Genomic DNA, 13,402 nt, shown 5'->3' with positions numbered 1-13,402 from the left:
ATGACCGCACAACTGATCGACGGCAAAGCGATCGCCGCCAACCTTCGCCAGCAGATAGCCCAACGCGTGACCGAGCGCCGCCAGCAAGGCCTGCGCGTTCCCGGCCTGGCGGTGATCCTGGTCGGCACCGATCCGGCCTCTCAGGTCTATGTGGCGCACAAGCGCAAGGACTGCGAGGAAGTCGGCTTTCTCTCCCAGGCCTACGATCTTCCCGCCGAAACCAGCCAGGACGACCTGCTGGCCCTGATCGACCGCCTGAACGACGATCCCGCCATCGACGGCATCCTGGTCCAGCTACCCCTGCCCGCCCACCTGGACGCCTCCCTGCTGCTGGAGCGTATCCACCCGGACAAGGACGTGGACGGTTTCCATCCCTACAACATCGGCCGTCTGGCCCAGCGCATGCCCCTGCTGCGCCCCTGCACCCCGAAAGGCATCATGACCCTGCTCGCCAGCACCGGCGCCGACCTGTACGGCATGGACGCGGTCGTGGTCGGCGCCTCGAACATCGTCGGCCGGCCCATGGCTCTGGAGTTGCTGCTGGGTGGCTGCACCGTCACCGTGACCCACCGCTTCACCCGCGACCTGGCCGACCATGTGTCGCGCGCCGACCTGGTGGTGGTCGCTGCCGGCAAGCCGGGACTGGTCAAGGGCGAGTGGATCAAGGAAGGCGCCATCGTCATCGACGTCGGCATCAACCGCCAGGCCGACGGCCGCCTGGTCGGCGACGTGGAATACGAGGTGGCGGCGCAACGCGCCAGCTGGATCACCCCGGTGCCGGGCGGCGTCGGGCCGATGACCCGCGCCTGCCTGCTGGAAAATACCCTGCACGCCGCCGAACACCTGCACGACTGAGGTCGCCGGTAATGAAAAGCCCCGCGAACGCGGGGCTTTTCATTTATCGCTGCGGGTTCAGTCGGCCAGGCGCCAGGTAGTGCCGCCCTTGCCATCCTCCAGCACCACGCCCATGGCGGTGAGCTGGTCGCGAATCCGGTCGGACTCCGCCCAGTTCTTCGCCGCCCGCGCCTCCAGGCGCGCCTGGATCAACGCCTCGACCTCGGCCGCATCGACCTTGCCCTCGGCGCCCGCCTGCAGGAAGACTTCCGGCTCCAGCTGCAGCACCCCCAGCAGGCCAGCCAACTGCTTCAGGCGCGCGGCCAGCGCGGCCGCCGCCGACAGGTCGCTTTCGCGCAGACGATTGACCTCCCGCGCCAGCTCGAACAGCACCGAGCAGGCACCCGCGGTATTGAAGTCGTCGTCCATCGCCGCGGCGAAGCGCTCGACATACTCCGCCGCTTCCGCCGGCGCCGCCTCGGGCAGCCCCTTGAGCGCGTTGTAGAAACGGTCCAGGGCCGCCTTGGCCTCGCGCAGGTTCTCCTCCGAGTAGTTGATCGGACTGCGGTAATGGCTGGCGATCAGCAGGTAACGCACCACTTCGGGGTGATATTTCTCCAGCACTTCGCGGATGGTGAAGAAATTGCCCAGCGACTTGGACATCTTCTCGCCGTTGATGGTAATCATCCCGCAGTGCAGCCAGGACTTGGCGTAGGGCTTGCCGGTCGCGGCCTCGCTCTGGGCGATCTCGTTCTCGTGGTGAGGGAACTCCAGGTCGTTGCCACCGCCATGGATGTCGAAGGAATCGCCCAGGCAGCAGGTGGACATCACCGAGCATTCGATGTGCCAGCCCGGGCGCCCCTCGCCCCAGGGCGACGACCAGCTCGGCTCGCCCGGCTTGGCGCCCTTCCAGAGCACGAAATCGAGCGGATCCTCCTTCGCTTCGCCCGGCTCGATCCGCGCACCGATGCGCAGGTCCTCGACCCGCCGCCGCGACAACTTGCCGTAGCCAGCGAACTTGCCGACCCGGTAGTACACGTCACCGTTGCCCGGCGCGTAGGCATAGCCCTTGTCGATCAGGGTCTGGATCATCGCGTGCATGCCGGCGATGTGATCGGTGGCGCGCGGCTCCTGGTCCGGCTTGAGGATGTTCAGCCGGGCCTCGTCCTCGTGCATCGCCGCGATCATGCGCTCGGTCAGCACATCGAACGGCTCGCCGTTCTCGTTGGCGCGATTGATGATCTTGTCATCGATATCGGTGATGTTGCGCACGTACGTCAGGTCGTAGCCACGGTGGCGCAACCAGCGGGTGATCACGTCGAACGCCACCATGCTGCGGCCGTGGCCCAGATGGCAGTAGTCGTACACGGTCATGCCGCACACGTACATGCGCACCTGGTTGCCGACCAGCGGCGTGAAGACTTCTTTGGTCTTGCTCAGCGTGTTGTAGATCTGCAGCACGGTCTTTCCTCAGCCCTGTCCCCAGGAGTCACGCAGGGTGACGGTACGGTTGAACACCGGCTTGCCCGGCCTGGAGTCCTTCAGGTCGGCGACGAAATAGCCTTCGCGCTCGAACTGGAAGCGATCCTCCGGGTTCGCCTGGCCCAGCGACGGCTCGGCGCGACAGCCGGTCAGTACCTGCAGGGAGTCGGCGTTGATGTTGTCGAGGAAGCTGCCGCCCTCTTCCGCCTTCTCCGGATTGGCCGAGCGGAACAGCCGATCGTACAGGCGCACTTCGCACTCGACGCTGCCCTCGGCCGGCACCCAGTGGATCACACCCTTGACCTTACGGCCTTCCGGGTTCTTGCCCAGGGTGTCCGGATCGTAGCTGCAGCGCAGTTCGACGATATTGCCGTCAGCATCCTTGATCGCTTCGTCGGCACGGATCACGTAGCTGCCGCGCAGACGCACCTCGCCACCGGGGATCAGGCGCTTGTAGCCGGCCGGCGGGACTTCCTCGAAGTCACCGGCATCGATGAACAGCTCGCGACCGAACGGCAGTACGCGCACTCCCATGTCTTCCTTCGGATGACGCGGCAACTCGAGGTTCTCCACCTGCCCTTCGGGGTAGTTGGTGATCACCACCTTGAGCGGTTTCAGCACGCACATGGCACGCGGCGCGGTGGCGTCCAGGTGGTCGCGGATGCTGAACTCGAGCATGCCGATGTCGACCACGCCGCTGGCGCGGTTCACCCCGATCATCTCGCAGAAGTTGCGGATCGACTCCGGGGTATAGCCGCGGCGGCGATAGCCGGACAGGGTCGACATCCGCGGATCGTCCCAGCCGCTGACATGGCCTTCGTCGACCAGTTGCTTGAGCTTGCGCTTGCTGGTCACGGTGTAGTTCAGGTTGAGCCGGGAGAATTCGTACTGGCGCGGTTGCGCAGGCACCGGCAGGTTGGCCAGGAACCACTCGTAGAGCGGACGATGGTCTTCGAATTCCAAGGTGCAGATCGAATGGGTGATGCCCTCGATGGCGTCCGACTGACCGTGGGTGAAGTCGTAGCTCGGGTAGATGCACCACTTGTCGCCGGTCTGGTGGTGATGCGCATGGCGGATGCGGTACAGGATCGGGTCGCGCAGGTTCATGTTCGGCGAACCCATGTCGATCTTCGCCCGCAGCGAACGGGCGCCGTCGGGGAACTCACCGGCCTTCATGCGGGCGAACAGGTCGAGGTTCTCCTCCACCGAACGGTCACGGTAAGGGCTGTTGCGGCCCGGCTCGGTGAGGGTGCCGCGGTATTCGCGCATTTCCTCGGGACCGAGGTCGCAGACGAACGCCTTGCCGGCCTTGATCAGCTCGACGGCCCAGGCATGCAGCTGGTCGAAATAGTTGGAGGCATAGCAGACCTCGCCGGACCACTGGAAGCCCAGCCACTTGATGTCGGCCTCGATGGCATCGATGTACTCCTGGTCTTCCTTGGCCGGGTTGGTGTCATCGAAGCGCAGATGGCAATCGCCAGCGAATTCCTGGGCCAGGCCGAAGTTCAGGCAGATCGACTTGGCGTGGCCGATGTGCAGGTAACCGTTGGGCTCCGGGGGGAAACGGGTGACGATCTTCGCGTGCTTGCCGGCATCCAGGTCGGCTTGAACGATCTGGCGCAGGAAGTTCGGGGCGGCGGTGGTCTCTGGCTTGCTCATGGGATCCTTGGTCATGCTCTCGCCCGACCAGGGTAGGCCGGGCAAATCAAAGCGCTTATCATAGCCGAAGCTGTCAACCCCCTGACAGGCCTTCGATTTTCACGACAAAGCGGATTACCCACATGATCAAGCTGCATACCAACCATGGCGTCATCACCCTGAAGCTCGATGAAGAGAAAGCCCCGGAAACCGCGGCGAACTTCAAGGAGTACGTGAAAAGCGGCCACTACGACAACACCGTTTTCCACCGCGTGATCAACAACTTCATGATCCAGGGCGGCGGTTTCGAGCCGGGCATGAAGCAGAAGCCCACTCGCGCACCGATCAAGAACGAAGCCAACAACGGCCTGACCAACAAGGTCGGCAGCATCGCCATGGCTCGTACCATGGACCCGCATTCGGCCAGCGCGCAGTTCTTCATCAACGTCGCCGACAACGATTTCCTCAACCACACCGCCCCCACCACCCAGGGCTGGGGCTATGCCGTATTCGGCGAAGTGGTCGAGGGCATGGACGTGGTCAACAAGATCAAGGGCGTGGCCACCACCATGCGCAGCGGCCACCAGGACGTGCCGGCCGAGGACGTGATCATCGAGAAGGCCGAAATCGTCGAAGAATGAAGCGATGAGCGTCCTGTTCATCTCGGACCTGCATCTCGAAGCGGAACGCCCGGACATCACCCGGGCGTTTCTGTCTTTCCTCGATGAGCGCGCCCGCCGGGCCGAGGCCCTGTACATCCTCGGCGACTTCTTCGAAGCCTGGATCGGCGACGACGGCATGGACGCCTTCCAGCGTTCCATCGCCCAGTCCCTGCGCCAGGTGGCCGACGGCGGTACGCGCATCTACCTGATGCACGGCAATCGCGACTTCCTCATCGGCAAGGCGTTCTGCCGCGAGGCCGGATGCACGCTGCTGCCCGACCCGAGCGTGATCGACCTGTACGGCGAGCCGGTATTGCTGATGCACGGGGACAGCCTGTGCACCCGCGACGAGGCCTACATGCGCCTGCGCCGCTGGCTGCGCAACCCGCTCACGCTCTGGGTACTGCGCCACCTGCCGCTGGCCACCCGGCACAAGCTGGCACGCAAGCTGCGCAAGGAAAGCCGCGCGCAGACCCGCATGAAAGCCGTCGACATCATCGATGTCACACCCGAAGAGGTGCCCCGGGTCATGCGCAGGCATGGCGTGCGTACCCTGATCCACGGCCACACTCATCGGCCGGCCGAACACCCGCTGGACATCGACGGCCAGCCCGCCCGGCGCATCGTGCTCGGCGACTGGGACCGCCAGGGCTGGGCCCTGGAGGTCGACGCCAACGGCCATCGCCAGGCGCCCTTCCCGCTCTGACCCACCCCAGGCCCGCCATGCGGGCCTTTCAGCGAAACATTATGCGATTCGCATTTTTTCCGCCGTCCATCTTGACGTTGCGGGCCACCTTTCAGCAGGATCGCGCTCCCCCACCCCGCATCAAGGAATGATCGTGATCATCTCGAAGGGAAACCTGATCAAGTTCGTCGCCGCCCCCCTCGGCGTGCTCGCCCTCGGCTTCGGCCTGTTCAACGGCGTGTTCTTCTATAACGAAGCCGGCTTCATGACCCACGTAAGGACCATCTTCGGCGACGAGAAGATCGTCGATGACGTCGGCTACGCGACCAAGTGGTTCGGTCGCGCCACCACCTGGAAGAAGGCCATCAGTGTGCAGTCCGTGCTGGTCATGGACGATAACGACACCAATCCGGACAACGACGGCCTCGGCGCCACCATCGAGGCTTTCCCGATCGTGTTCCTCGGCAACGTCGATGCCAAGGTCGAATCTTCCGCGCGCTTTCGCCTGCCCGGCGGCGAGCCGTTCCTGAAGATGGCCCAGGAATACCGCAACCCGGACAACTTCATCCGCACCGCACTGGTGCCGGCGATCAAGGAAACCCTCCAGGCCACCGCTTCGCTGATGAGCGCAGACGACTACTACGCCGGAGCCCGCAGCGAATTCGCCGCCGAGTTCGAGAACCAGCTCAACGACGGCCTGTACCTGATCAAGCGCAAGGAAGTCCGCGGGCCGCGCGGCGCCATTCCGCACCAGACCGCGATCCTCCAGGCCGGCACCGAGCAGGGAGCGTTCGGCGACAACAACGCCAGCCAGTTCGTCACCGAGAAGGTCACCGATGCCAAGGGCATCCCGGTACGCAAGCAACAGCAGTTCCGCAAGTTCGGCGTCGAGGTGGTGGAAGCGCGGATCACCAACGTCGATCCCAACCCGCAGTACAAGCAGCGCATGGTCAAGGTCCAGCAGGCCCTCGCCGAGCTGGCGGTGGCGCGGCAGAACCGTCTGAAGGAAGAAGAGGAAAAGCTGCTGGTCACCGCCCGCGGCGAGAAGGAAGTCGAGGCCAAGCGCCAGGAAACCCTGCGCGACCAGATCGAACGCACCACCCAGGCGGAAACCGACAAGCAATTGGCGGTGATCAACGCCGAGCGCGAGAAGCAGCGCGCCGAGATCGAGAAGCAGACCGCCGAACTGCTGCGCGACAAGGCCACGGTGACCGCCCAGGCCACCAAGATCACCGCCGACGCCGAGGCCTACGCCCGCGAAGCGGTGATCAAGGCGGACGGCGCGTTGCAGCCGAAGCTCGACGCGCTGATCGCGATCAACAAGGTCTGGGCCGAAGCCGCCGCCCAGGCCCCCGTCCCCAGCGTAATGATGGGCGCCGGCGCCAACGGCGCGGCGAGCCGCCAGGACGAGATCGGCCAGCTGATGGGCGTTTTGGCGACCAAGGCCGCCCGCGACCTGGCTCTCGACCTCAAGGTCAAGGACTGATCCAGGCAGCAAAAAAAGCGCCCCGCGGGGCGCTTTCTGGTTTCCGGCTCAGGCCACCAGGTCCACCGGGAGGCCGCTGTGGAAGCGGAATTCGTTGTCCGGACTGCTGATCAGCTCGGCCTCCTTGGCCCGCACCACCTCGATCGTCCGCTCCACGTCGGCCTCGTCGCCGTACTGGTAGGCCAGCTTCAGGTAGTCCTGGAAATGCCGCGACTCGGACTTCAGCAAACCGCCGTAGAATTTCGCCAGCTCCGCGTCCAGGTGCGGCACCAGGGCGGCGAAGCGCTCGCAGGAACGCGCCTCGATGAAGGCGCCGACCACCAGCGTATCGGTCAGCCGCTGCGGCTCCTGCTTGCGCACCAGGTCGCGCAGCGCCGAGGCGTAGCGGGAGGCGCTGACATTGACCACCGGGATGCCGCGTTTCTTCAGGATCGCCAGCACCTGCTCGAAGTGGCGCAGCTCCTCGCGCGCCAGGCGGCTCATCTTGTTCACCAGGTCCAGGCGGCCGGAGTACTTGCCGATCAGTTGCATCGCCGTCGCCGCGGCCTTCATCTCGCAGGCCTTGTGGTCCAGCAGCATGACGTCCTGGCGCTCCAGGGCCGCCTCGACCCAGGCGGCGGGAGTGGAACAGGCGAGGAATTGGTCGATCTCGGGCAACATGGTGCAGGTCACTCATTCTGGAAAGGGTCTGCCACGACGCTGGTCGGGGCAGGAAAGGCGGAGCATTATACGGAAGCTGCGGTGGTCGGGCAGGCCGACCCGTTTGATATGCATCAAGAGCAGCGGCTGGATTGCGTCTAGAGTTGTTTCAGCGATAACCACAAGCACTCAGGGAGACGATCATGCAAGCCATTCGCAGCATCCTCGTGGTGATTGAACCGGACCAGCTGGAAGGTCTCGCCCTGAAACGGGCACAACTGATCGCCGGCGTGACCCAGTCGCACCTGCACCTGCTGGTCTGCGAGAAGCGCCGCGACCACAGCGCCGCCCTCAACGACCTGGCCCAGGAACTGCGCGAGGAAGGCTACAGCGTCTCGACCAACCAGGCCTGGAAGGACTCCCTGCACCAGACCATCATCGCCGAGCAACAGGCCGAAGGCTGCGGGCTGATCATCAAGCAGCACTTTCCCGACAACCCGCTGAAAAAGGCCATCCTCACCCCGGACGACTGGAAACTGCTGCGCTTCGCGCCCTGCCCGGTACTGATGACCAAGACCGCCCGGCCCTGGACGGGCGGAAAGATCCTCGCCGCGGTCGACGTCGGCAACAACGACGGCGAGCACCGCTCCCTGCACGCCGGGATCATCAGCCATGCCTACGACATCGCCGGCCTGGCCAAGGCCACGCTGCACGTGATCAGCGCCCACCCCTCGCCGATGCTCTCCTCCGCCGACCCGACCTTCCAGCTCAGCGAAACCATCGAGGCCCGCTATCGCGAGGCCTGCCGCACCTTCCAGGCCGAGTACGGTTTCAGCGACGAACAATTGCACATCGAGGAAGGTCCGGCCGACGTGCTGATCCCGCGCACCGCGCAGAAGCTCGACGCGGTGGTCACCGTGATCGGCACCGTGGCGCGCACCGGGTTGTCCGGCGCGCTGATCGGCAATACCGCGGAAGTGGTGCTGGATACCCTGGAAAGCGACGTGCTGGTGTTGAAGCCGGACGACATCATCGCCCACCTGGAGGAACTGGCCAGCAAGGAGTGACCGCTGGTCGGACGAAAAAGCCGCCCAAGGGCGGCTTTTTCGCTGGAGACACCGCCTATCTGTCGATCGCCTGCAGGAACGAGGGCGCGATGTAGCGCTGGTAATGCGCTTCCGACAGCAGGAAGAATTCCCGGTCGATGGCATCGCGCAGGTCCGGCAGGCTCCAGTCGCGGAATTCCGGCAGCAGTGCCACGCCGTAGGCTTCGATCTGGTTGATCAGCCGGGAACCGCGGGCGATCAACTGGTAGGCCCAGCAATAGGGAGACTGCTCGGGGACGAAGCGGATCTGCCGCTGCTCCAGTTGCAGGCGCAGGCGCGCGGCGTCGAAGACTTCCAGCTTGGCGGCCATCACCTGGGCCAGCAACTGCTCAAGGCGACTCCAGACAGCCCGCTTTTCCTCGGCGTCGTAGAGGTTCCAGTTGACCACCTCATGGTGGAAACGCTTGCAGCCACGGCATACCAGGTCGCCGTATACCGTGGAGCAAAGCCCTACGCAGGGGGTTTTGATTCTTTGCGAAGACATGGCCGGGACAACGAAAACAAAGCGGCATCTTAGCCCTTTGTCTAATCAAGTTCACCCCGTGGTTCCTAGGGTTTCCGACTTAACTTTGCGTCGAGTTTCCAGTAACATTGGCCCGCCTTTTTAGGCGCCAATGTCCGTTAGAAGCTGTTTTCAAAGCGTCACGAGCACAGTTTCCGGCAGGTACGCTGGCGACGGCGCCTCCCTCAAGCGTCTCGCCAGCCCCACCCCAGCCCGCCGGCGTAAAACTTTGAAAACAGCTTCTGTCTGGAACCTGCCGATGCCCTCGTAGGTTGGTGGATTACCGTCCACCTGGGCCTGACGAGCGGATCTGCGTCGGTTCCTGGATACGTGTCCCCCGGGACCACTGATGAGGGAAATACTGTGCTTGAAGCCTACCGCAAACACGTAGAAGAGCGTGCCGCCCAGGGTGTCGTGCCCCAACCGCTGAACGCCGAACAGACCGCAGGCCTGGTCGAGCTGCTGAAGAACCCGCCGGCCGGCGAAGAAGAATTCCTCCTTGACCTGATCACCAACCGCGTACCGCCGGGCGTCGACGAAGCCGCCTACGTCAAGGCCGGATTCCTTTCCGCCATCGTCAAGGGCGAAGCCACCTCCCCCCTTATCGACAAGCAACGTGCCGCCGAGCTGCTGGGCACCATGCAGGGCGGCTACAACATCGCCACCCTGGTCGAACTGCTGGACGACGCCGAACTGGCCAACACCGCCGCCGAACAGCTGAAGCACACCCTGCTGATGTTCGACGCCTTCCACGACGTCGCCGAGCGCGCCAAGAAGGGCAATGCCGCGGCCAAGTCCGTGCTGCAATCCTGGGCCGATGGCGAGTGGTTCAAGGCCAAGCCGGAAGTCCCGGAAAAGCTGACTCTCACCGTATTCAAGGTCCCCGGCGAAACCAACACCGACGACCTCTCCCCGGCCCCCGACGCCTGGTCGCGCCCGGACATCCCGCTGCACGCCCTGGCCATGCTGAAGATGGCCCGCGACGGCATCGAGCCGGTCCAGCCGGGTTCGGTCGGTCCGCTGAAGCAGATCGAAGCGGTCAAGGCCAAGGGCTTCCCGGTCGCCTACGTCGGCGACGTGGTCGGCACCGGTTCCTCGCGCAAATCCGCCACCAACTCGGTGCTGTGGTTCTTCGGCGACGACATTCCGTTCGTGCCGAACAAGCGTGCCGGCGGCTTCTGCTTCGGCACCAAGATCGCGCCGATCTTCTACAACACCATGGAAGATGCCGGCGCCCTGCCGATCGAGTTCGACTGCACCAACCTGGCCATGGGCGACGTCATCGACGTATACCCCTATGAAGGCAAGGTCGTTCGCCACGACAGCGGCGAAGTGGTCACCACCTTCGAGCTGAAGACCCCGGTCCTGCTCGACGAAGTCCGCGCCGGCGGCCGTATCCCGCTGATCGTCGGCCGTGGCCTGACCGAGAAGGCCCGCGCCGAGCTGGGCCTGGGCGCCTCCGACCTGTTCCGCAAGCCGGAAGCACCGGCCGATAGCGGCAAGGGCTTCACCCTGGCGCAGAAAATGGTCGGCCGCGCCTGCGGTCTGCCGGAAGGCCAGGGCGTGCGACCGGGCACCTACTGCGAACCGAAGATGACCACCGTCGGTTCCCAGGACACCACCGGCCCGATGACCCGCGACGAACTGAAGGACCTCGCCTGCCTCGGCTTCTCCGCCGACCTGGTGATGCAGTCCTTCTGCCACACCGCGGCCTATCCGAAGCCGATCGACGTCAAGACCCACCACACCCTGCCCGACTTCATCATGACCCGTGGCGGCGTGTCGCTGCGCCCGGGCGACGGCATCATCCACAGCTGGCTGAACCGCATGCTGCTGCCCGATACCGTTGGTACCGGCGGCGACTCGCACACCCGCTTCCCGATCGGCATCTCGTTCCCGGCCGGCTCCGGCCTGGTGGCCTTCGCCGCCGCCACCGGCGTGATGCCGCTGGACATGCCGGAGTCGGTGCTGGTGCGCTTCAAGGGCAAGCTGCAACCGGGCATCACCCTGCGTGACCTGGTCCATGCGATCCCTTACTACGCGATCCAGCAGGGCCTGCTGACCGTCGAGAAGAAAGGCAAGAAGAACATCTTCTCCGGCCGCATCCTCGAGATCGAAGGCCTCAACGACCTGACCGTGGAACAGGCCTTCGAGCTGTCCGACGCCTCGGCCGAGCGTTCCGCCGCCGGCTGCACCATCAAGCTGCCGGAACAGGCGATCGCCGAGTACCTGAAGTCCAACATCACCCTGCTGCGCTGGATGATCGGCGAAGGCTACGGCGACCCGCGCACCCTGGAGCGTCGCGCCCAGGCGATGGAAGCCTGGCTGGCCAAGCCGGAGCTGCTGGAAGCCGACAAGGACGCCGAGTACGCCGCGGTGATCGAGATCGACCTGGCCGACGTCAAGGAGCCGGTGCTCTGCGCGCCGAACGATCCGGACGACGCGCGCCTGCTGTCGAGCGTACAGGGCCGCAAGATCGATGAAGTGTTCATCGGCTCCTGCATGACCAACATCGGTCACTTCCGCGCCGCCGGCAAGCTGCTGGACAAGGTCAAGGGCGGTATCCCGACCCGTCTGTGGCTGGCTCCGCCGACCAAGATGGACGCCCACCAGCTGACCGAGGAAGGCTACTACGGCATCTACGGCAAGGCTGGCGCGCGCATGGAAATGCCGGGCTGCTCGCTGTGCATGGGCAACCAGGCTCGCGTCCAGACCGGTTCCACCGTGGTCTCCACTTCGACCCGTAACTTCCCGAACCGTCTGGGCGATGCCACCGATGTGTTCCTGGCATCGGCCGAGCTGGCGGCGGTCTCCTCGATCCTCGGCAAACTGCCGACCGTGGAGGAGTACATGGCCTACGCGAAGGACATCGACAGCATGGCTGCCGACGTCTACCGCTACCTGAGCTTCGACCAGATCGCCGAGTTCCGCGAAGCGGCTGCGAACGCCAAGATCCCGGTCGTTCAGGCCTGATCCAGCGACGCGTCGAACAAGCCCCGCCCCGTGCGGGGCTTTTTCTTGCCCGGCGAAAACCCCCGCGCCGCCTGGCATAGCGCTTGCTGTGGCAGCTATGGAAAAGCGCGCCGACGACGGCGCCGGCGCACTGGAAAACGGGACGGCCCGCGCCGCCCTCCCGCACTCGAGGTGGTGATGACAGACAGAGCGATACGCAGCCAGGCCTGGGCCGGCGGTTCCGACGCACCGGAAAAGAGCGCCCTGGACATCGGTTTCATGGCGCTGACCGATTCGGCCTCGCTGATCGTGGCCGCCACCCAGGGCTTCGCCCAGCCCTACGGCCTCACGCTCAATCTCAGGCGCCAACCGTCCTGGGCCACCTTGCGCGACAAGCTGCTCAGCGGCGAGCTGGATGCCGCGCAGTGCCTGTACGGGCTGGTCTACGGCGTCCAGCTCGGCCTCGGCGGCAGCGTGGCAAGCGAGATGGCGGTGCTCATGGGACTGTGCCAGAACGGCCAGGCGATCAATCTTTCCGAACCGCTGAAGCAGGCTGGCGTGACCAGTGCGGAGGCACTGCTCCGGCATCGGCGCCAGAATGGTGCACGCCTGACCCTGGCGCAGACCTTTCCCACCGGTACCCACGCGCTCTGGCTGAACTACTGGCTGGCGAGCATCGGTCTGCATCCGCTGCACGACGTGCACAGCGTGGTGGTTCCACCGGCGCAGATGGTCGGCCATCTCCAGGCCGGGCGCATCGACGGGTTCTGCGCCGGCGGTCCCTGGGGCGCCCTGGCCGTGGACCAGGGCCAGGGCTTCACCATCGCCACCAGCCAGGCGATCTGGCCGGACCACCCGGAAAAGGTCCTCGGCACTACCCGCGCCTTCGTCGACGCCTACCCGAACACCGCCCGCGCGCTGGTCATGGCGGTCCTCGACGCCAGCCGCTTCATCGAACAGAACGCCGAGAACCGCCTGGGCACCGCGCAACTGATCAGCGGCCGCGACTATGTCGACGCTCCGCTCGGCGCGATCCAGCCGCGCTTCTTCGGCCGCTACCAGGATGGCCTCGGCAACGCCTGGCAGGACCCGCATCCGCTGCGTTTCTACGCCGACGGCGAAGTCAACCGGCCCTGGCTCTCGGATGGCATGTGGTTCATGACCCAGTTCCGCCGCTGGGGCCTGCTGCGCGAAGACCCGGACTACCTGGGCATCGCCCGCAGGGTCCAGCAGACCGCGCTGTACCGCGATGCCGCGACGGCCCTTGGCCTATGCCTGGACGGCGCCGACATGCGCCGCTCGACGCTGATCGACGGGCGCACCTGGGACGGCAGCGACCCCGCCGGCTACGCCCGCAGCTTCCCGATCCACGCCCTGGCCGAAACCGGCCAGGGCATCGACCTCTGACCCTGGTGC

Annotated in this window: 11 protein-coding genes; 7 read left to right on the top strand and 4 right to left on the bottom strand. The window is 65.3% G+C overall.

The genetic code is table 11. From position 1 onward, the window contains the following. Positions 1-855: a bifunctional methylenetetrahydrofolate dehydrogenase/methenyltetrahydrofolate cyclohydrolase FolD gene (gene folD, locus FOC67_RS09545; RefSeq protein WP_003087898.1), complete on the top strand. Its 855-nt coding sequence runs from the start codon at positions 1-3 to the stop codon at positions 853-855. Between the two features lie 57 nt (positions 856-912). On the opposite strand, the gene cysS is transcribed toward folD, so the two are convergent. Together cysS and FOC67_RS09535 are read right to left on the bottom strand one after the other, a co-directional pair. Beyond that, entirely contained in the window at positions 913-2,295 is a 1,383-nt protein-coding gene (gene cysS / locus FOC67_RS09540) for a cysteine--tRNA ligase (RefSeq protein ID WP_009314627.1), read from the bottom strand. Between the two features lie 9 nt (positions 2,296-2,304). Next, positions 2,305-3,975 carry a glutamine--tRNA ligase/YqeY domain fusion protein gene (locus FOC67_RS09535; RefSeq protein WP_003117695.1) on the bottom strand — a complete coding sequence of 557 codons (1,671 nt, stop codon included), beginning with the start codon at positions 3,973-3,975 and terminating at the stop codon, positions 2,305-2,307. Between the two features lie 122 nt (positions 3,976-4,097). On the opposite strand from FOC67_RS09535, the gene FOC67_RS09530 reads away from it, so the two are divergent. The 3 genes from FOC67_RS09530 to FOC67_RS09520 all read left to right on the top strand — a co-directional run bounded on the left by FOC67_RS09530 (position 4,098) and on the right by FOC67_RS09520 (position 6,787). Next, positions 4,098-4,595, top strand: coding sequence for a peptidylprolyl isomerase (locus FOC67_RS09530; protein WP_003087890.1), 498 nt, complete (start codon positions 4,098-4,100; stop codon positions 4,593-4,595). 4 nt (positions 4,596-4,599) lie between these two features. After that, positions 4,600-5,322 (top strand): UDP-2,3-diacylglucosamine diphosphatase, encoded by a 723-nt coding sequence (gene lpxH, locus FOC67_RS09525; RefSeq protein ID WP_009314628.1) that lies wholly within the window; start codon positions 4,600-4,602, stop codon positions 5,320-5,322. A 133-nt stretch (positions 5,323-5,455) separates the two neighbouring features. Continuing rightward, complete coding sequence (locus tag FOC67_RS09520; RefSeq protein WP_003087885.1) at positions 5,456-6,787, top strand: SPFH domain-containing protein; 1,332 nt, start codon at positions 5,456-5,458, stop codon at positions 6,785-6,787. A 48-nt stretch (positions 6,788-6,835) separates the two neighbouring features. Here the strand turns inward: FOC67_RS09520 and FOC67_RS09515 are convergent, their stop codons facing one another. After that, complete coding sequence (locus tag FOC67_RS09515) at positions 6,836-7,459, bottom strand: tRNA isopentenyl-2-thiomethyl-A-37 hydroxylase MiaE (RefSeq protein ID WP_004342965.1); 624 nt, start codon at positions 7,457-7,459, stop codon at positions 6,836-6,838. 170 nt (positions 7,460-7,629) lie between these two features. On the opposite strand from FOC67_RS09515, the gene FOC67_RS09510 reads away from it, so the two are divergent. Further along, positions 7,630-8,493 (top strand): universal stress protein, encoded by an 864-nt coding sequence (locus tag FOC67_RS09510; RefSeq protein WP_003087881.1) that lies wholly within the window; start codon positions 7,630-7,632, stop codon positions 8,491-8,493. A 55-nt stretch (positions 8,494-8,548) separates the two neighbouring features. On the opposite strand, the gene FOC67_RS09505 is transcribed toward FOC67_RS09510, so the two are convergent. Beyond that, entirely contained in the window at positions 8,549-9,016 is a 468-nt protein-coding gene (locus FOC67_RS09505; protein WP_003098041.1) for a DUF1289 domain-containing protein, read from the bottom strand. Between the two features lie 381 nt (positions 9,017-9,397). Between FOC67_RS09505 and acnB the strand changes: the two genes are divergently transcribed. Further along, a complete protein-coding gene (gene acnB, locus FOC67_RS09500) occupies positions 9,398-12,007 on the top strand; it encodes a bifunctional aconitate hydratase 2/2-methylisocitrate dehydratase (protein WP_003087875.1) in 2,610 nt (869 codons plus the stop codon). 177 nt (positions 12,008-12,184) lie between these two features. Then, a complete protein-coding gene (locus FOC67_RS09495) occupies positions 12,185-13,393 on the top strand; it encodes a CmpA/NrtA family ABC transporter substrate-binding protein (protein ID WP_009314629.1) in 1,209 nt (402 codons plus the stop codon). Positions 13,394-13,402 lie beyond the last annotated feature (9 nt).

The organism is Pseudomonas sp. FDAARGOS_761 (assembly GCF_013343155.1).
In the GTDB taxonomy this organism is placed as follows: domain Bacteria; phylum Pseudomonadota; class Gammaproteobacteria; order Pseudomonadales; family Pseudomonadaceae; genus Pseudomonas; species Pseudomonas aeruginosa.
Note: the sequence above shows the minus strand (reverse complement) of the source record. Positions and strands in the feature narration are given on the sequence as shown.

Excerpts from the sequence above, each read along its gene's own strand:
- folD (WP_003087898.1), top strand. The coding sequence starts at position 1 with ATGACCGCACAACTGATCGACGGCAAAGCGATCGCCGCCAACCTTCGC.
- FOC67_RS09535 (WP_003117695.1), bottom strand. The coding sequence starts at position 3,975 with ATGAGCAAGCCAGAGACCACCGCCGCCCCGAACTTCCTGCGCCAGATC.
- FOC67_RS09530 (WP_003087890.1), top strand. The coding sequence starts at position 4,098 with ATGATCAAGCTGCATACCAACCATGGCGTCATCACCCTGAAGCTCGAT.
- lpxH (WP_009314628.1), top strand. The coding sequence starts at position 4,600 with ATGAGCGTCCTGTTCATCTCGGACCTGCATCTCGAAGCGGAACGCCCG.
- FOC67_RS09510 (WP_003087881.1), top strand. The coding sequence starts at position 7,630 with ATGCAAGCCATTCGCAGCATCCTCGTGGTGATTGAACCGGACCAGCTG.
- FOC67_RS09505 (WP_003098041.1), bottom strand. The coding sequence starts at position 9,016 with ATGTCTTCGCAAAGAATCAAAACCCCCTGCGTAGGGCTTTGCTCCACG.
- FOC67_RS09495 (WP_009314629.1), top strand. The coding sequence starts at position 12,185 with ATGACAGACAGAGCGATACGCAGCCAGGCCTGGGCCGGCGGTTCCGAC.